This is a genomic window from Vibrio sp. 1751, assembly GCF_033339895.1.
GTDB classification, from domain to species: domain Bacteria; phylum Pseudomonadota; class Gammaproteobacteria; order Enterobacterales; family Vibrionaceae; genus Vibrio; species Vibrio alginolyticus.
The window spans coordinates 26,107-46,347 of the sequence record NZ_JAWOVM010000001.1 but is presented as its reverse complement, the minus strand read 5'-3'; the positions used below and the strand labels follow the sequence as shown (position 1 = coordinate 46,347).

Genomic DNA, 20,241 nt, shown 5'->3' with positions numbered 1-20,241 from the left:
CTGTATGGAACAAACGATAGTAAAACCAACACCGGGTGGAAGAGCACCCGCATCGAAACCACAATCAGAAAAGTCTGTGGATAATACCGTAGTTATCTCAAAAAGTCCTGAATTGGTGAACAATGATTCAGTGGTCGCTTATGGGAATAACTCTCTACTAGCAGAGGCGAATGGCCTGTTATCTATTATCGGTCAAATTCGCTCGACAGCGACTCATTCCGATCCGTTGTTTCTAAAAGAGACATTGGCGCAAAAGCTTAGAGATTATGAGAACCGATTACGTCAGCATGACGTTGATTTGGATACCATTGATACAGCTCGTTATTGTTTATGCTGTTCACTAGATGAAGTTGTCCTTAACACCAATTGGGGTGGGAATTCATTCTGGAGTCACGATTCATTACTTAGCTCCTTCTATGCTAGCAGTCAAGGTGGGGAAGCGTTCTTTAAGCATCTTGATAAGTGCATGGCGAAACCAGATGTGAACTTAGATTTGCTTGAACTAATGTATGTGTGCTTATCTCTCGGGTTTCTGGGTCAATACCGTTTAGAAAAAAATGGACTGGAATCGCACCGGAAATTGAGAAGACAGGTTATTGCTACTCTTAAGACTTATGGGAGAGGAGTCCCTCAGGAACTAAGCAATAGTATCGACCAACACATTTTGAATGGCTCAAAGGCTTCTGATAGAGCTCCTCTTTGGGTTGTATGTTCTGTAACGGCGGCACTATTGGTCTGCATATATATGTATTTTAGTTATGAGCTAAATAAGGCATCCAATCGCACCTTTTCTCAATTAGTCAATTTGATTCAACCACAACAACTTAACCAAGATGCAACGTCAGAATCAAAATCAGCGCCAATTGCAGAAAAGATTTCAATGTATCTAGCAACTGAGATCGGTAAGGGGCTAATCAATGTTGAGCCGCTGCAAGACAGGGTAAGAATTTCGTTAAAGTCTCAAGATCTATTTGAATCAGGTAGTGCTGATGTTGTCGCTTACATCCAACCCGTTATTTCTAAGCTTGCGAGAACATTGGAGTCGACCCAAGGCAAGATCATTGTTACTGGTCACACCGACGATAGGCCTATTTTCACGAGTAAATATCCCTCGAACTGGCACCTATCATTAGCTCGAGCCACTGCTATGTCTGAACAACTGATCTCGAATAGTGCATTAGAAGGGCGAGTGATACCCGAGGGATTGGGGGATGCAAGACCATTAGTTGAAAACAGTAGTGATGAAAACCGAGCTATTAACCGCCGGATTGAAATCGACCTTCTTGTCGCGAATTAATAATAGGTAGATAGAGATGCGTATTAAAGAAATTGGCAGAATATTTACTCAAAGATGGTTTCTCGGTCTTATAGGTGTCGCTGCTTGTTCTATTTTCATTTGGGTTGTTGGTCCACTTATTGCGATAGCGGGATATGAGCCCCTAAAGAGTGACTTTCAACGGCTAGTCACTATTCTAGTGTTGGTGTTGCTTTGGGCGATATTTAACGTTACCAAGCAGCATAAGCAAAAGGTGAAAGAAGACGAAAGTATTCAAACGTTGCTTGAGGTTGATAGCCTATCAGATAAAGAAGCGGCAAGTGAAATTGACTTAATGCGCGAGCGTATTGAGCAAGCTGTCAAAGTAGTGACGAAAACACACAAAGGCAAGAGAAGCTTGTATGACTTACCGTGGTATGTGTTGATTGGCCCTCCTGGAACGGGGAAAACAACCGTATTAAAGCAGTCGGGGTTAGAGTTTCCATTAGGAGACAGCCTTGGCTCTGACTCTATTGCCGGTGTAGGTGGCACTCGCCACTGTGATTGGTGGTTTGCAAATAAAGCAGTTCTTATAGATACGGCTGGCCGGTATACGACACAAGACAGTCAAGAAAAGGTCGACTCTAAAGCGTGGCATGGTTTCTTAGGATTGTTGAAAAAGTATAGAACGCAAAGACCAATTAATGGTGCGATTGTTACGATAAGTTTAGCCAGCGTGATGTCTCAGACTCGAACCGAGCGAAGTCTTCATGCTCGAGCAATTAAGTCGAGACTTCAAGAACTGAAAAACCAGTTAGGCATGCAGTTTCCGATTTACGTATTGCTCACCAAAATGGATTTAGTTGCCGGTTTCAATGAGTTTTTTGCCGATTTAAGTAAGGAAGAGCGAGAGGAATTATTTGGTTTCATGTTCCCTCGTGAAGTGGATGATGAAAGAGGCGTTATTTCTCTATTCAACAAAGAATTTCATGGCATGTTGGAGCGCCTTGATGCCCGTATGCTTAGAATACTTGAAACAGAGGACGATTTAGATAAACGCGCGCTTATCTTTGAATTTCCAAAGCAATTAAGAGTGCTACAAGCTAATCTTGACGAGTTTTTAGCTGAAATTTTTGCACAAAACAGTTTTGAAGAGCCTGCCTTGATTCGTGGTGTGTTTATGTTGAGTTCGGTTCAAGAAGGCTTACCAGTCGATAAGCTGATGAATGAATCAACCAATGGACTTGGGTTAAATCGTTTAGCTCTAGCAAAGAGTCAGACTGGTTCTCATAGTTATTTCGTAAAGAATCTTTTTGACAAGGTTATTTTCAAAGAGCAACTGTTAGGAACAGTTAATCGTCACTATCAAAAGCAGTCAGGTTGGATGCGTCGAGGTGTTTACATTGGATGTACAACGCTACTGCTAGGAGCTTCTGCGCTTTGGTTTATGAGTTATAAGTGGAACTCACAGTTAATTGTCGATACCAATGAACAAGCGAGCCATATTGATGCAATGATTGGCGCTCAAAGTTTAGATTTTGAAGCGGATATTGTTTCAGCTGTAGAAACATTAGATAGGTTGATGACGCTTCCTCTCGGAAAGCAAAGCGACTACGGTGATGCCGACTCTGTAAAGAGGTTTGGTCTCTATCAAGGAGACAAAGTGTCTCAGGCGGCAAACAATGCATATTCTGATGCTTTGACCCAATATTACGCCCCTCTGCTTCTTGATAGCTTGGTGTCAGAAATGGAGAGCAATCAACAGCATCGTGAGTATTTGTACGAAACGTTAAAAACGTATTTGATGTTATTCAATCCAGACAAATATCAACAAGATGAAGTGTTGGCTTGGTTTAACTTTTATTTCGAACGTCAATATCCGGGTGAGCTAAACGCAGACTTAAGAAGACGTTTGCTACAGCACACTCAATATTTATTAGGCAACGATGGACAAGGCTTTACTTACAACACTGCTGCCGTGACGAGTGCTCGAGAAGTGTTGACTCAAATGTCTCTACCTGAACGTGCTTATCAGCGAATGAAAATACAATTTTCTAAGAGTCATGTACCTTCATTTCGCTTGACTGATGTATTGGGACCTAAAGGGCTTGAGCAGTTCGAGCGAGCTAGTGGAAAACCGCTATCACAAGGCATTTCGGGTTTCTACACGTACAATGGTTTTCATAGCATTTTTCAGATTCAGATCAACCGTACAGTAAAAAGCCTAATGGAAGAGAACTGGGTTTATGGTGACGATCTTAAGGCTCATGAAATTGATCAAGACAGTGCCATCCAAGGCGTTCAGTCTCGATACTATCAAGATTATGTTAATGAATGGAAAACGTTGATCGAAGATATTCAATTGAAGCAGGCTCCGAGCCTAGAACTTGCGACAGAGCAAGCGAGGGTTTTATCTGGAGTTGAAAGACCAATCGAATCTTTGTTGAGAGCAATCCAAAAAGAGGTTGCTCTATCAAAAGTATCATTGTCAGAAAATCAAAAAGCCGCTTCTGAAGTTGCTGGTAAAGTTGCCAAAGTTAAGTTTTCAAATACGGCAGATAGACTAGACATGTATTTACCTGAAGAAAACGGCTTCAATGTTGCTCTGCCAGGTAAAGAAGTCGAATCGCATTTTTCAGAGATCTTACGCCTTGGTGAGCAAGACTTTGATGATATTCAACAAGCAATGGTTAACTTGCGTTCGTATTTAAGTGACTTATCAAGCTCTGGTAACAATCAGAAAATTGCCTACAAAAGTATTTTAGATGGAACCGTTACACAAGATGTCGCAGCTTCCTTCGCTCGTGCTAAAGAACTTTTGCCGAGACCATTTAATCAATGGCTAGGTGAGCTTTCTCAAGAGTCGGTTAAGTTTGCGGAGAGCGGTTCGAAGGATCATCTAAATCAACTCTGGGTAACACAGGTGGTCCGCCCTTATCAGCGGACTATTGCTGGCAGATATCCATTCGAGCCCAACGCGAGCAGAGAAGTTAGATTGAAAGACTTTAAGCGATTCTTTGGTTATGGAGGTACGCTTGACGCATTCTTCCAAGAATACCTCGAACCGTTTGTGGATACTTCGAAAAGTCGTTGGCGATTAGAAAAGGAAATTGGAGTTCGTCCAGAAACACTAATGGTCTTTCAAAGAGCGCAACGTATCAGGCAGTCTTTCTTTGAATCTGATAATTCATTACGCGTAGAGTTTGGGATGAAGCCTGTTTATCTAGACCAGCACATTACTCGATTTGTCTTAGAGTTGGGTGGACAAGATTTGGTTTATAAGCATGGACCAGCAAGAGCTAAATCGTTGAGTTGGCCTGCCGGTCAAGATCAGACTCGAATTGTGTTCACACCACCTGAATCTAAACGCGAAATTGCGCATACCTATGAAGGTGAGTGGGGCATATTCAAGCTTTTGGATCAATCACTTAAAGCAAGGCCAGAATCGCGTAAAGACAATATAGTTATGATTGATTTAAAGGGAAATAAGGTGCAGCTAGAGCTTATTCCTTCTAGTGCCATTAATCCGTTTTGGTCAAATGAAATGGAGAGGTTCAGATGTCCACGAACCTTATAACATCAGGCTGGGGCTATATCGGTAAAATGCCTGCAAAAGGGGACTTTGTGAAAGATGGTTTATCACAAGATTTCTCGGAGCGTTGGCATGATTGGCAACAGGCGGTTATTGCAGTCAGCAGGGAACAACTGGGTGAAAGCTGGAATGAGCACTTTTTAACGGCTCCTGTGTGGCACTTTGCTTTGGATATTAGCTATTTAGAAGACTCAACCTACATTGGTAGCATGATTCCTAGTGTTGATGCATGCGGTAGATACTTTTTCTTTACTATAGCTCGTGCCGTAAAAGGTGAAGCTGCGCAATATTGGGGTGACAGAGCTTGGACCGAGGACAGTGCCGCTCTTGCTCTTTCAGTACTTGAGGACGACTTTGTCTTTGATGTTTGGCATAAGAGTACTCAAGAAAAAAATGACCTCGTTGCGAATGTAACAAGTGAAGTGAAGCCTCTAGAGTTTCTTTATCAAAGCCAAATATCTACAGTTTTTCATGATCACGGCAATACTGATCAAAACACGCTTTTGAATTACCTCATTAAAGAAAAATTGAGTAAACCATGTTTTTGGTGGACTGAAGGTTCAACGAAGGTTGAACCATGCATGTTCATTACTAGTGGATTTCCTTCAATTGGTCAGTTTTCAGCCATGCTTGATGGCGGCTGGAAAAAGTGGAATTGGTAGGATAGAAGAATGAATTGGAACTATTTTACCTTTGCTAAATCGCACGCAGGAAAAGTACGCCCTTATAACGAGGATGCTCTGTTGGATATGACAGAACAGCATATTTGGGTGGTTGCCGATGGAATGGGTGGACACAGTGCTGGCGATATAGCAAGCCAGATGCTAGTGGATAGAGTCGCGCGTCACATGCAGGATGTCTCCAATACTAATATCGATGATATCCGAAGAGTGGTTCAAGAAGCGAACTTAGAAATTTACCAATACGCACAAAATCACTTAGACGGTAAAACGATGGGAACAACACTTGTTTTGTTGTTTATTCAGGATGGGTATTACCACTGTCTTTGGGTGGGTGATAGCCGAATTTACCAGCTTAGAAGTGGTAATTTTGTCCAAAAAACACGTGATCATAGTCAAGTCATGGACTTAGTGGATCAGGGCTTATTGGCATTTGAAGATGCCGAATCGCACCCTCTTGCAAATGTTATTACCAGAGCTGTTGGGGTCGACGAAAGTGTCACTATTGATCAAGTTTCAGGGCAGTTGGCTGACGGCGATCAGTTTCTACTCTGTAGCGATGGACTCTCTAAGGAACTTACGAGTGATGAAATTCATCGGACATTGTATGCAGACTCAGTCAACCAAGCTGGATTAGCGCTCATGCATTCGGCTTTGGTTCGGGGCGCAAGTGATAACGTAACTTGTGCTTTGATCAAAGTTCGCCAAGCGCAAACGGAGTGCGAAGCAGTAACTAGAGAAGACGCGACGATACCTGTCTTTCTAAGAGGGAGAGCTTATGAGTAATGAAATGTTTGATTGGTATGAACAAGCGTTGGCTCCTATATCTCAAGAAAATCCTACAGGTATTGATCCTAGAGAGGATGTATCACCACAGTCTGCTTACTATCGGTTGAAAGATCAGCGTATGGCCGCCCGCAACGCTGAACGTAATGCTCTTATAGAAGAAGAAAGTATCTATACCCACAGTAATTTATGGCGAGTATTTATTGAAGATGTCCCAGAAATACTCACGAATCAGTCTAAAGATTTGGAATTTGTTGCCTGGCTTATAGAAGCCCTAACTCGATTGTATGGTTTTCGTGGTATGGGCGTTGGCTACAAACTCGCAACCAGTTTAATTGAGAACTTTTGGGATGATCTGTACCCAATGCCTGATGAAGATGGTATTGAGACAAGAATATCGGCGATTATTGGCCTCAATGGTATCGATAGTGAAGGAACACTTATTTTTCCAATTGCTTGTATACCATTGACTGACTTAGGCGTGGAGCAAGCTTATGCCTATTGGGAATATCAGCAAGCTATAGAGCTTGAGCGCTTAGACGAAGATAAGCGCCGAAATCGAGTCGAGCTTGGGGCTGTTGAGCTATCTGAAATTATAACTACGGTTAAGTCGACTTCTGATACGTTTTATCAAGAATTAATCACGGATTTGGAGTTCGCTACAGAATCATTTAATGAATTCAGTCAGCGATTAGACGAAGCGGTCGGTGATGTGACTCCTAGCTCTTATATATCAAAAAGACTCGAATCAATACACTCGGCATTAAAGCACCTTCTAGGAGATCGTTTCAATCAACCACAAGCCGTGTTTGAAGAGCTAGAGGATCTTGATGAATCTTCTTCTGAACAACCGTTAAGTTCACAAAGTTGTGATGCATTATTAGCGACAAACATGAAATCACGAGAGCAGGCAATTAGACAATTGCAGCAAGTAGCTGATTTCTTCCGAGAGAGTGAACCTCACTCACCAGTTTCTTACTCCATCGAACAGATTATTCGTTGGTGTGGGATGCCTCTGCCGGAGTTACTGGCGGAACTTATCTCCGACGGGGATGCAAAGAAAAGCTACTTCCGTTTGGTTGGCATAGCAGAACAAAATGAAAATTAATAAAGGGAGAATGGTATGACGAGTATCCACTCGAAACTATCACGAGTACGGAAGCCTCGTGTCCACATTACCTATGATGTTGAAACTGAAGGTACGACTCTTAAGAAAGAACTGCCTTTTGTTGTAGGTGTAATGGGTGACTTCGCTGGTCAAAACACAGAAGCGTTGAAGCCATTAAAAGACCGCCGTTTTATTCAGATAGATCGAGATAACTTTGACGATGTACTCAAAAAAATGAATCCATCGGTGAAGTTTAAAGTTGCGAATAAGCTTGCGAATGACGATTCACAGTTTGAGGTCGATTTAAACTTTAAATCAATGCAAGACTTTGAGCCTGCTGCGATCGTAAATCAAGTTGATCCACTACGCCAATTGATGGAAACGCGTAATAAACTGCGTGATTTGATGACAAAAGTTGACCGCTCAGAAGAGCTTGAAAATATCCTAGAGGATGTTTTGAACAATACAGACAATCTGGCAAGACTTGCAGGCGAGTTAGATCTTGGCAAGAAAGCGAAGTCAGACAGTACTGAAGGAGCGGAATAATGACGACTGAAGCTGAAAAACAGTTAGATCCAACTGTTAATGAACAGACAACTTCATTCTTAGATCAAGCTATTGGTGCGACTAAGCAGACCGAAGCTTCTCGTGCTGAGGAGCTGATTAAAACGCTCGCTGAAGAAGCAATGAAAGGGACAGTTACTTGGAACAAAAACCTAACAGTAACTTTTCGTGAAGCGATTAATTTGCTCGATAGGCAGATTTCTGATCAGTTGTCTGAAGTAATGCATCACCCAGAATTACAGAAACTCGAAGGTTCTTGGCGCGGCTTAAATTATCTAGTGATGAATTCAGAGACCAGCTCTACTCTGAAAGTTCGCATGATGAGCATGACCAAGAAAGAGCTACATAAAGACTTGAGCAAAGCTGTTGAGTTTGATCAAAGCCAGATCTTTAAAAAGGTTTACGAGTCTGAGTTTGGTAGTGCTGGTGGTGAACCGTATGGTGCATTGATTGGAGACTATGAGTTTACCAACCACCCAGAAGATATTGAGTCGTTACGCCTAATGTCAAATGTAGCGGCTTCTGGCTTCTCTCCATTCTTGTCCGCAGCTTCACCAGCACTATTCGGCTTTGATGAGTGGACTGAGTTGTCAAAACCACGCGACCTAGATAAGGTATTTGAATCACTAGAATACGCCCAATGGCGTTCGTTCCGCGAGAGTGCCGATTCGCGCTTCGTTAGTCTGACGATGCCAAAAGTCCTTGCTCGTTTGCCATACGGACAAGCTACCGCTCCAGTCGAAGAGTTTGGGTTTGAAGAGTTCGAAGTAGATCCTGTTTCAGGTATTGCTGTTAACGCTGAACATAACGACTACTGTTGGATGAACTCTTCGTATGTTCTTGGTGTTAAGTTAACCGACGCATTTTCAAAATATGGATTTTGTACTGCCATCCGTGGTGCAGAAGGCGGCGGTCGAGTGGATAACTTGCCAACGCATTTCTTCATGAGTGATGATGGCGACCCTGATATGAAGTGCCCAACAGAGATTGGTATTACCGACAGACGTGAGGCGGAGCTTGGTAAGCTTGGTTTCTTACCGCTTTGTCACTACAAAAACACCAACTATGCAGTGTTCTTTGGTGCGCAAACCTGTCAAAAACCAGCGAACCATGAATCCCCTGAAGCAACGGCCAATGCGGCCATTTCTGCCCGCCTACCTTATATGATGGCAACATCTCGTTTTGCGCATTATTTGAAAGTAATGGCTCGAGATAAAATTGGTAGCTTTATGGAAGCAGAAGACGTTGAGTCTTGGCTGAACCGCTGGATCCTAGGTTACGTCAATGCTTCTGAAGGCGGTGGTCAAGAGATCAGAGCGAAATACCCTCTAGCAGACGCTCGTGTTCAGGTTAAGGAAATTCCTGGCGCACCTGGTTCTTACAATGCCGTAGCATGGCTGAAGCCTTGGTTACAAATGGAAGAACTGACCACATCTTTGCGACTTGTGGCAAAGATCCCTCAGTCAGGTGGATAAGAAATGAATTGGCTGGTCGAAAGGCCAGCCATGACCAATCTTTATGTTCTAGATGGAATTAGCAGTGTCACTTAACTTTCGCGACCCTAGCAAGCTAAAACATGAGTTCAGTACCGGAGGCTATGCTGAACTTGATAGCCCGTGGTTGACTCGATTCAATGAATCTTCTGATCTTGTAGCGTCAGCGCGAATTTGGCTAGAAGGTACACGTTCAAGAGATTTGGACAGCTTTCGTCATAGTGTGATGAACACAATTAACCGCATTGATGAGCTATTAGAATCTCAACTAAATGAAATATTACATCATCCTGAGTTTCAACAGCTCGAAAGGGGGTGGGTTGGAGTTAGGTATTTATGTGAACAGGTTGATTCTCGTTCATCGGACTCTGTAAAAGTTAAGGTTTTAACGGCGACATGGAATGAAATCAGTAAAGATGCTTTAAAAGCCATCGAGTTTGACCAATCAGCACTATTTAAGTTGCTCTATCAAAATGAATATGGCATGGCAGGGGGAGAACCCTTTGGTGTGGTGGTTGGAGATTATCAGCTTCGCTGTGATCCTAGTAAAAATTATTTTGATAGAGATCTGTCTGTGTTGAGTAAGATCTCTCAGTCTGCAGCTGCAGCATTCAGCCCATTTATCATGTCTGCATCGCCAGAGATGTTTGGTGTTGATAGTTTCGCTCAACTCTCTGCGATAAGAGATATAGCAGCCCAATTTGAACAGGAAGATTATGCAAAGTGGCGTAGTTTGAGAGATAACGATGACGCTAAATTTATTGGTTTGACTGCACCTAACGTCTTGTTCCGTCAGCCATACAAAAGTGATGGCTCGCGGAATGATAAATTCAATTTTCAAGAACACATCTACGACTCCAACCGAGATTTGCTATGGGGGAGTAGTGCGTACTGTTTTGCTGCTGTATCAATTAGAGCATTTCAGGAACATGGTTGGTTCACGCATATGCGAGGGATTAAACAAGGCGATTACAGTCAGGGTATTATCGTCGCTCCTACAAGGAGCACGATGCGTGTTAATGGCAAGAATGATCGTGAAAGATGTCCGTTAAACTTGAAAATCACTGAGAGAAAAGAACAAGAATTGTCTGAGTGCGGTTTTATTTCTATTTCTCCAATACCTGAGACTGATATGGTAGGGATGACCTCGAATGTATCTCTCTACAAGCCCAAACAATACGCAGAAAAGCATATTTCAACGAATGCAAAACTGACATCGATGTTGCAATACACATTGTGTGTATCGCGAGTCGCACATTATCTCAAGGTTATGGGGCGTGACAAAATTGGTGGGTATCAAGACGCAGAAAGCCTAGAGCGTGACTTTCAACGCTGGTTACACCAGTACACTACCGCATCAGATGAAGCGTCTGATGAGCTTCGAGCTAAATACCCCCTAAATGAAGCGAAAATTACAGTTCGAGAGAAAAGAGAAACTCCTGGACATTATTACTCAGTTATCCATTTGCGACCGCATTTTCAACTCGATCAAATGGTATCTAGCATTAAATTAATTACCGAATTATCACCAGAGCACATGGTGTAAGGAAATAACAATGACTCAATGGAAAAATGCTTTGTCCCAAGGCCTATTGCAACACGCTCTAGAGCAATTAATTGATGAAATTAAAGCCACCCCTAAAGATGCGAGCTTGAGAAGTTCCTTCATTGAGCTTCTTTGCATTGATGGGGACTTCGAGCGTGCGGACGCTCAGCTCATGCAATCGATTAAATTGTTTCCTGAGTATCTGCCTGGTGCAAGTCAGCTACGACATTTAGTGAAAGCAGCTCAAGCTAGAAAGGATTTTATCAATGGTGCGGCTAGTGCCAAAGTATTAGGTGATGAGGAATTAACTAAAGAGCTTGTTCGATTTAATCTTGCTCTCGGAAATCAAGAGTACGAAGAAGCGTCACGTCTATCGCATCGCATTGAAGAGCGTCGTACTATTAAAGGGTTTAACGTAAACGGCACAAACTACGAAGATGCTAGAGATATTGATGATCGTTTAGGTGGTTACATTGAACTGTTTTCTACAGCAGGTAACTATTTTCTTGTACCCATATCGAGCATCCATACGCTAGAAGTTAAAGCACCTACTTCTTTGTTAGAAAGTATTTGGCGACCTGTCGAGTTTGATATCGATGGACTTGGTGAAGGCGAAGGCCATATGCCTTTGACGTATGTCGACTCAGAGACCGATGCACAAAAGTTAGGCCGAGAAACGGATTGGAAGCAGATTGGTGAGCAAGAATCTTTTGTTGGCTTGGGTCAAAAATGTTGGTTAGTCGGTGACTCAGCGCTTCCAATCTGTGATTTGACTACATTATTAGAACAGAAACAAATAGCGTAGAAATATCATGTCGTTAACCGTTTCTCTGCTCGACAAATTGATAGATAGTGATCCTCTCACTCGAGATGAGAAAGACTTCCCTGCAAGCCAGCAACAGATGTTGAGCAGCTTACTTAGAGATCTAGAGTCGATGCTGAATAGTCGTATTGGATGGAAAAATATTCCTGATGATCTTCTAGAGGTTCGTTATTCAATATTGAACTATGGGCTGCCAGATTTTTCCTCAATGCCCTATAGCAGCCAAGAAGGGCAGAATCAGCTTTGCGACATCGTTCATGATGCAATTAAAGAGTTTGAGCCGAGGTTAAGGAACCCTCATGTCCAGATTTCGGACGAGAAAAACGCTATTGATAGGGTATTGAGGTTACAGATAAATGCCACTTGCTTAATTGATAACAGTATTCATGAAGTGCGATTCAATTCTGAAGTAGAGCCGGTAAATTTAGGTATGAAACTGAGTAGAGCAAAATGAGTGAAGAGTTTCTCAAGTACTATAATCGCGAGTTAGCTTATTTGCGTCACAAAGGGCAAGAGTTTGGTGAGCAGTATCCCAAGATTGCCGCGAGACTTCGTATTAGTGAGGAACAGGTTGACGATCCACACGTAGAAAGATTGTTAGAAGGCTGCGCATTTCTAACAGCAAGGATTAGACAAAGCTTAGACAATAGTTACCCTCAGTTTACAGAGTCTTTGATGGGACAGTTATATCCGGATTTTCACGCCCCAATCCCGTCAATGTCAGTCATTAAAATGAGCTGTTCTAACTCCACTTCCTCTTATTTTGATGTAGAAGAAGGCGAGCGAGTTGTTATCGGTGCTACTGGATATCATGAATGCGAGTTTAGAACTTGTTATCCGGTCAGAATGTATCCTGTTGATGTGACCTCTGGCGTTTTTAAAAATGCGCCTTTCAAGCCAGTTGGCTCACGATGGGAAAGCAATGCTCATTCAGTTTTGAAAGTACAGCTCACGGCTCAAGATGAAGAGACTCCTCTTGGTGAAATGGGGATAGAACGGCTGCGCTTCTATTTAAACGGTCAATCTCAATTGACTTTTAAGCTCTACCAAATGCTGTTTCAAAACCTAATTGGTTTATCTGTTGTTGTGGATGGCAAAGAAGTTCGTCCTTTAACCAAAAGACATCTTTCTGAAGTAGGATTTTCAGAAGATGAGAAAGTTGTGCCATACAGTAAAAGAAGCTTTTCAGGAGCAAGATTACTTGTTGAGTATTTGCACTTTCCTGAGAAGTTTATGTTCTTTGATATCACCGAACTTGGATTATCTGAGCTAGATCTTGGAGAGCAAGTCGAACTGTATTTTTACTTTGATACCAACGATGACTGGCTTCCAAAGCAAGTGGACGAAGAAAGCTTAATGGTAGGTTGTGTGCCTGTAATCAACTTATTTAAAAGTATTATGGAGCCTAAGCGTATTCTACCAACTGAATACGATTACCACTTGTCTCCGCAATACCAAGAATCTGAAAGTAATGAGGTTGTCTCAATTTCTGACGTAACGTTGAGAAACTGGAACAAAACGTACCACAATTTGCCATGTTATCACGCTGGTGAGCACACGCATTATACAAACACTAGTGAGATTTATTGGTTGATGAGACGTGAGGATAAGAACTGGGCTGGTGGGTATGATGAGCCAGGTAGAGAAACTTACATTTCTTTTGTTGATAAAAAACATCAATTGTTCAGCCCGGATAGCCGGGAAAACTGGTTAATGTACGTGGAAGCTGAGTGCTGTAACCGCAACTTAGCGCAGAAACTTCCATTTGGAGGTGGGCTGCCGCAAGTATCTTTACCGGAGGTAAATGACAATTTCGAATCTGTTCGTTGTTTAGTTTCTTTATCAGAAACTATTCGGCCAGAAATGGATGAAAGCACACGATGGCAGTTAACTAAGCTTTTAACTTTAAACCATTTTACCGAGGAAGATGGTTTAGCAACTTTGAAGCAGACCCTTAATCTCTATGCATTTTCTGGGACAGCAGAAACGAAAGCGGTAATCGATGCTTTAACTAAGTTAGAGTTTGAGCCTACTACAGGAAGAATTAGTCAGAAAGGCAAAGTTGGATTTGCGCACGGTATAAAAATTATTTTGACGGTTTCTGATCAAATTTTACCTAAAGAGCAGATCTTTCTCTTAGGTAGTGTTTTATCTGTTTACTTCTCGCAATATGCTGAAATTAACATTTTTACGCAGTTAGAAATAAGAATTAAGTCCACGGGAAAGTCTTTCCACCTATGGCCCGCATTAACTGGCGATAAGGTGTTGCTATGAGCGCGGAACAATTTTATCGAGAATTAAAGCAACATCCATTGTTTGAAGCGATTCATCTTATTGAACACGAAGTTCTGCAAGCAGAGGCGCAAATAGGAACAGATGCGTTACCGAAGCATGAAAAGCTAAACTTAAAGGTTAATCCATCATTAGGTTTTGAAAATGCTCAGCTTTGTGAACTGAAAAATATAGATGACAGCAAGTTAGAGATTGAGACCAATTTAATAGGCCTAACGGGTGAGCAAGGTGTGCTTCCCCAGCACTATAGTGAATTAGCTTTACATCGCCAAAAAGAAGGCGATACGGCTATGGTGGACTTCTACGATATTTTCAATCATCGCTTATTATCTCTTTATTATCGATGTTGGCAACTGAGTCAGCTGACTGTTCAGTCTCGTGCGCATGCGCAGGGCGCGCGTTCGCCGTTAGAAAGCTGTAAATCGGCATTAACTGGGAAAGGGAGTTCACTGTCCCGGCACTATGGTGGTGTGTTTGCTTCACCAGTGAGAAGTAAAGGTGGACTGAAAAGTATTCTTGAATGTTTATCTGGATGCCAAGTAAAAGTTCATGAATTTCAAGGACAATGGTTACACCTTACAAAAGAAGAGCAAACACGCCTTGCATCCCGAACTATGCCTGAAGGGCAGTTTGCTCAACTTGGTTTAGGAGCGTCTTTGGGTTCGAAAGCATGGAACATCAACGCGGGGACAACAATAGAATTTCTGCCAAAAGATAAACAGCTAGTTAGTAAATTGCTTCCTAACCAACCCAATATAGCAATCATTAAGAACGCTGCTTATGAGTTGATTGGAAAACATAAACAACTGAAGTGGCAGCTCACCACCAAACATAGTTTGCTACCACAAGCTTGTTTATCGAAACAGCAGGGGCAGTTAGGTATTGGTTCTGTGCTTAAAAAACACGAACGTACAAAAGATCGAACTATAACAATTACTATTTAAAGGAAATGTAATGGCTTCACTCTCACTTTCAGCGTTGGTCGAAAGATTGTCTCCTCAGGCTAAGGAAACACTTGAACAGGCAGCTGCGATGGCAAGCTCCCGAACTCATCACAGTATTGAAATGTCTCACTGGTTAATGATGATTATCCGCCATCCTGACGATATTTACTCTGAAGTTTTTGACGAATTTGATGTCGATAAAATCAAGGTTGAAACCGATATTCAAAAGGCATTAGAAAAATACAAAACAGGATGCCAGTCGGTGCCTGGGCTATCAGCTCATACGGTGACTGTTATGCAAAATGCCTTGTTGTCTGCAACCATTGAATTCAATCAAGAACAGTTGGGGTGCATCCATCTTTTATTTGCCTACTTGTCTGATGATACGTTAGTCAACATGGCTGGTTCGATTAGTCCTGAACTAAACAAGATAGAACCATCTCGCTTATTGAACTTTAAAGAAAGTAATGCGCCTCAATCAAGATCGAATGACTTAGCGCAGTCAAACGCGAATTCCGCCTTGAATCAATTTACAACAGACCTTACTGAGCAAGCTAGGGAAGGTAAAATAGATCCGGTGATTGGTAGAGATAATGAAATTCGCCTAATGATCGATATTTTATTAAGACGCCGACAAAACAACCCGATTCTTACGGGAGAAGCTGGTGTTGGAAAAACAGCCGTTGTTGAAGGTTTGGCGCAAAAGATCATTGATGGCGATGTACCTCCCGCTCTGCAAAATGTGGCAATTAAATCTCTGGATTTGGCGTTACTGCAAGCCGGCGCAGGCATGAAAGGTGAGTTTGAAAACAGGCTTAAGAACCTTGTTAAGGAAGTAAACGACGCTCCCCAGCCTATTATATTGTTCATTGATGAAGCTCATGGCCTAATTGGCGGTGGTGGGCAAGCGGGCCAAGGTGATGCGGCGAATATTCTGAAGCCAGCATTAGCGAGAGGTGAACTCAGAACGATCGCAGCAACAACGTGGGCAGAGTATAAAAAGTATTTTGAAAAAGATGCAGCTTTAACTAGGCGTTTTCAAGTCGTAAAGGTTGATGAGCCTGCCCCTGAACTCGCGATCGAAATGTTACGAGGCTTACTTGATGTAATGGCACAACACCACGATGTTCATATCACTAACCAAGCTCTCAATGCAGCGGTCCAACTCTCAGCTCGATACATTAATGGTCGTCAACTGCCAGATAAAGCGGTTTCTGTTTTGGATACGGCCTGCTCTCGAGTTGCGTTAAGTCAGTCATCTACACCGGGAGGCCTAGATGCGAAAAGAAATAAACTTAAAGCAAAGCAAGCTGAGTATGAGCATCTTAACCAAGAGAATCGGCTAGGAGCATCTCTTGATGTGCAGCTGCAAAGTGTCCGAAAAGAGATTGATGCGCTATCTAATGACATTATTGAATTAGAAGTACTTTGGGAAAAAGAAAAAGAATGGGTAAATGAAGCTAAGTCACTTAGAACCCAAATAATCCAGGAGGGTTCTGAGACTGCGAGAGACAAGTTACAAGAGCTTGAAAATAACCTCTCCGCTAACTCACAGCCCTTAGTTTTTTCGCATGTAAATGAAGCGCTAATCGCAGAAGTTATTTCGGATTGGACCGGTATACCGCTGGGTAAACTTCAGGATGATGAAATCCAAGCAGTATTGGGTTTGAAAGAAAGTTTGTGCAAGCGAGTTGTCGGGCAGGATCACGCTTTAGAGCTCATGTCTGAAGTGATAAAAACTGCGAGTGCGCAGCTCACGGATGAGACACGACCAAATGGTGTATTTCTCCTAACCGGACCAAGCGGAGTGGGTAAAACCGAATCGGCTTTGGCGATTGCAGAGAAAGTGTATGGTAGTGAAGAAAATGTCACGACTATCAATATGTCGGAATTTAAGGAAGAGCATAAAGTCTCATTGCTATTAGGTTCTCCTCCTGGTTATGTCGGTTATGGAGAAGGAGGTGTACTGACTGAAGCTGTTAGACGTAAACCTTATAGTGTAATTCTCCTCGATGAAATGGAAAAAGCGCACCCTGGTGTTCAAGATATTTTTTATCAGGTATTTGATAAAGGCTCAATTAAAGACGGTGAAGGTCGAGATATAGACTTTAAAAACACTATTATTATTATGACCGCGAATACAGGGACCGAAACGACGATGTCTTTGTATTCTGATCCTGATTTAGCTCCTGAGCCGTCAGCACTAAAAGATGCTTTACGCGATGATTTGTTGGTTGACTTTAAACCTGCATTTTTAGGGCGTGTGAATGTATTACCCTATTTGCCTCTATCAAAAAAAGTATTGATAGAAATAACAAAATTAAAATTGGATAAAATTACGACTCGTATTCGTAAGCACTATAACGCTGACCTGTTTTTTGATGAGGAACTAATTAATGATATTGTAGACAATAGCAATGAGTCTGGGAGTGGTGCGCGTGTGGTACAAACAACCATAGAAAATACATTGCTTCCGAAGATTTCTCATGAAATATTGCATGCAATTCTTAATGATAAGACGTTTGATGAAATTATTGTTAAAGGTACAACTAGTGGACTTGATGTCTCAATAGTTTAACATCCTTTACACTCTCAATAATAATTGGGAGTTGGTTCATATTAACTATTATTTTTTATAAAAAACGCTTAAATTAAATCTTATTTAAAGATATAACAGGGCGTATTTAAAATGAAGTTTTTGATACATTAATCACTAATTATCACCAAACGTCAGATAATTAAATTACTACGATATATGTCAATTAATAATGCTATAGGAGATTAGCATGCAGTCTAATACGTATCTTAAATACGCAGATATTAAGGGTGAGGCAACAGCCGAGCAATACAAAGATTTGATTACACTACTATCTGTAGATTGGAGTGTAGGTCGTGAGATCTCATCATACACTGGTACAGCGATGGACCGTGAAGCGAGCGCTACTCGTCTATATGATTTGACTATCACCAAACTTCAAGACCGTTCTTCTCCTGACTTATTTAAAGAAGCGACGATTGGTAAAGGTAAACCAGCGGTTTTCCATATTACTAAGCAGGGTGAGAAGGTTGAAGAGATCATGAAGATCGAACTGACTGATGCGATGATTTCTAACTACTCAGTTTCTATCCAAGACGATCGTCCAGTTGAAACTATCACAATTTCTTACACAGAAATGATGATGACAGTGACTCCTACTGACGATAAGAACAACACTTCTGCTCCATTGGTATACGGCTACAGCGGTGTTAAAGGTCAACAAATGTAATTTTCATGCGGGGGAGTATTCCTCCGCATTTTTTTGAAAGAAGTATTTAATGAAAAGAGCAACTCAAGATAACAATTTCATCCGAATTTCTTCCCCATTCGGTAAAGATGCCATCATACTAAACTCGTTTGAGTATAGAGAAGAGATCTCAGAACTTTTTTCATTGCGTGCTAAAGCTTACTTTAATGATCAACGAAGTGAGTTAAACGAAATTATTGGTAAGGAAGTTACCATTACCCTTGAAAATAATGAGGATGTTTCTTCAAATCCTCGTTATATGCATGGTTATGTTTCTGCTGCAAGATTAGAAGGGAAAAGGGTTTCTAATACACATAAAGGCGAAAATTATAAAAACATAGAATTATTAATAGAGCCTAAATTACGTTTCGCTGAATATCGAAAAAATTGCAGAATATTTCAGCATAAAGATATAAAGGAAATTATCTCTGAAGTACTATCGGAGCATAGTGTTGCCTTTAGTTTTGAGTTAACCAAGTCCTATCCTAAATACACATACAAAGTACAATATGAAGAATCAGATCTTGAATTTGTTCGACGTCTGTTATCGGAGGAGGGGCTATCATTTAGTTTTACACATACTAAGTCTGCCCATACGCTCAATATTTTTGATGACATCAGTTTTTATAAGCCGGGTACTGAGTTTTTAGTCGATTTTGATACAGGTACGGCGAAATCTAGCCACATTTCTTCTTGGCATGAAACGCAAATTCTGACTACTAAAGCGAGTCAAAAGTCAGGCTATAACATGCTCAAGCCTTCTTCGAATCCTAAAAATACTGCAAAGGGTGAAAGTGATTTTTTTACAGTACCTGGAAGCGAGTATTTTGAATACATGGGTGAAATGGAGAGCAATGATCAATACGCACTGAGAAACACGCATGCAATAGAAGCACTACAGCAAAATGCATATTTGTGTCGTGGCGAGGCTACGTGCAGAACATTCAGTGTGGGCAAGTGCTTCAAGTTTAAAAAGCATGAAGATAAATCTCGAGTCGGCAAAGAATATGTACTGTCTTCTGTTTTTTTGTCTGCTGCTGTTTATAACCAGACTGGTCAAGGTGGGACCGGTGCGCAAGGTGTCAAAGTCTCGTTTAGTTGTGTTGACTCAAAGACAATCCTGCGTCCTTCAGTTAACTACCCGAAACCTCAGATGAAAGGTTTGCAAACCGCAGTAGTTACGGGGAACAAAGATGGTGAAATTTACATAGACAAACATGGCCGTATCAAAGTTCAGTTTCACTGGGACCGTGTTGGTAAATACGATGTAAATAGTTCATGTTGGATTCGTGTTGCGCAAAATATTGCAGGTAACGGATGGGGGTCGGTGTTTCACCCTAGAGTCGGACAAGAGGTCATCGTCGAGTTTGTTAACGGAGACCCTGATCAACCAATCGTTACGGGGTCACTATATAACGGTAGTCAACTCCCTCCTTACGCTTTACCAGAGCAAAGTTCTCAGAGTGGTTATAAATCACGCTCTGTACAAAAAGGTACATCCAATTTTAATGAGTTGCGCTTCGATGATAAGCCTGGTGAAGAGCACATTTATCTTCATGCTGAAAAACTGTTCCAAATGCTAGTTGAAGACTGTGTTGATATCGCCGTTGAAAACAGTAAAACCGAAAAAGTGACCAATGATGTTAATCAAGAGGTTGGTCAGAACGCGAGCTTGAAAGTAGGTAAAAACTTTTCGAATGAAACGGGTGAAGTACTGTCTTTTAATGCAGGAAAGAGCGTCGAGATCAAAGTAGGTGGTGCTTCTATTCAGATGTCTAGCTCTGGAGAAATCAATATCAAAGGTAATAAAATATCCATTAACGGCTCAGCTATTGCTCTTAAAGCTGGGCAAATTTCATTGAACTAAGGTGATT

15 protein-coding genes are annotated in these 20,241 nt (G+C 41.6%); all 15 read left to right on the top strand.

What is annotated here, in order from left to right:
- The first annotated feature begins 4 nt into the window (after positions 1-4).
- The 15 genes from tssL to tssI all read left to right on the top strand — a co-directional run bounded on the left by tssL (position 5) and on the right by tssI (position 20,234).
- Positions 5-1,297 (top strand): type VI secretion system protein TssL, long form, encoded by a 1,293-nt coding sequence (tssL, locus tag R7041_RS00185; RefSeq protein WP_005375939.1) that lies wholly within the window; start codon positions 5-7, stop codon positions 1,295-1,297.
- Positions 1,298-1,313: 16 nt separating this feature from the next.
- The gene (gene tssM, locus R7041_RS00180) at positions 1,314-4,832 is read left to right on the top strand and encodes a type VI secretion system membrane subunit TssM (RefSeq protein ID WP_047100988.1); all 3,519 of its coding nucleotides are present in this window, start codon (positions 1,314-1,316) and stop codon (positions 4,830-4,832) included.
- On the top strand, positions 4,814-5,509 hold the full coding sequence (tagF, locus tag R7041_RS00175; protein ID WP_005375944.1) for a type VI secretion system-associated protein TagF: 696 nt from the start codon (positions 4,814-4,816) through the stop codon (positions 5,507-5,509). Before tssM ends, tagF begins: the two co-directional genes overlap by 19 nt.
- A 9-nt stretch (positions 5,510-5,518) precedes the next feature.
- Entirely contained in the window at positions 5,519-6,313 is a 795-nt protein-coding gene (locus R7041_RS00170) for a PP2C family protein-serine/threonine phosphatase (RefSeq protein ID WP_064369226.1), read from the top strand.
- Positions 6,306-7,421: a type VI secretion system protein TssA gene (tssA, locus tag R7041_RS00165; RefSeq protein WP_053307735.1), complete on the top strand. Its 1,116-nt coding sequence runs from the start codon at positions 6,306-6,308 to the stop codon at positions 7,419-7,421. The genes R7041_RS00170 and tssA overlap by 8 nt, the downstream gene beginning before the upstream one ends.
- A gap of 15 nt (positions 7,422-7,436) precedes the next feature.
- Positions 7,437-7,967, top strand: a complete 531-nt coding sequence (gene tssB, locus R7041_RS00160; protein ID WP_005375949.1) for a type VI secretion system contractile sheath small subunit — start codon at positions 7,437-7,439, stop codon at positions 7,965-7,967.
- Positions 7,967-9,460, top strand: coding sequence for a type VI secretion system contractile sheath large subunit (gene tssC, locus R7041_RS00155; protein WP_005375950.1), 1,494 nt, complete (start codon positions 7,967-7,969; stop codon positions 9,458-9,460). Before tssB ends, tssC (R7041_RS00155) begins: the two co-directional genes overlap by 1 nt.
- A 52-nt stretch (positions 9,461-9,512) precedes the next feature.
- Positions 9,513-11,024: a type VI secretion system contractile sheath large subunit gene (gene tssC, locus R7041_RS00150; RefSeq protein WP_053303680.1), complete on the top strand. Its 1,512-nt coding sequence runs from the start codon at positions 9,513-9,515 to the stop codon at positions 11,022-11,024.
- A 10-nt stretch (positions 11,025-11,034) separates the two neighbouring features.
- Entirely contained in the window at positions 11,035-11,829 is a 795-nt protein-coding gene (locus tag R7041_RS00145) for a type VI secretion system accessory protein TagJ (RefSeq protein WP_017820215.1), read from the top strand.
- A 7-nt stretch (positions 11,830-11,836) separates the two neighbouring features.
- Positions 11,837-12,301, top strand: coding sequence for a type VI secretion system baseplate subunit TssE (gene tssE, locus R7041_RS00140; RefSeq protein ID WP_017635621.1), 465 nt, complete (start codon positions 11,837-11,839; stop codon positions 12,299-12,301).
- Entirely contained in the window at positions 12,298-14,121 is a 1,824-nt protein-coding gene (gene tssF, locus R7041_RS00135; protein ID WP_017820213.1) for a type VI secretion system baseplate subunit TssF, read from the top strand. The genes tssE and tssF overlap by 4 nt, the downstream gene beginning before the upstream one ends.
- The gene (tssG, locus tag R7041_RS00130; protein WP_005375963.1) at positions 14,118-15,083 is read left to right on the top strand and encodes a type VI secretion system baseplate subunit TssG; all 966 of its coding nucleotides are present in this window, start codon (positions 14,118-14,120) and stop codon (positions 15,081-15,083) included. The genes tssF and tssG overlap by 4 nt, the downstream gene beginning before the upstream one ends.
- 10 nt (positions 15,084-15,093) lie before the next feature.
- Complete coding sequence (gene tssH / locus R7041_RS00125; RefSeq protein ID WP_206949030.1) at positions 15,094-17,661, top strand: type VI secretion system ATPase TssH; 2,568 nt, start codon at positions 15,094-15,096, stop codon at positions 17,659-17,661.
- 208 nt (positions 17,662-17,869) lie between these two features.
- Complete coding sequence (locus tag R7041_RS00120; protein ID WP_005375967.1) at positions 17,870-18,349, top strand: Hcp family type VI secretion system effector; 480 nt, start codon at positions 17,870-17,872, stop codon at positions 18,347-18,349.
- 49 nt (positions 18,350-18,398) lie between these two features.
- Complete coding sequence (gene tssI / locus R7041_RS00115; RefSeq protein ID WP_206949029.1) at positions 18,399-20,234, top strand: type VI secretion system tip protein TssI/VgrG; 1,836 nt, start codon at positions 18,399-18,401, stop codon at positions 20,232-20,234.
- Positions 20,235-20,241: the final 7 nt, after the last annotated feature.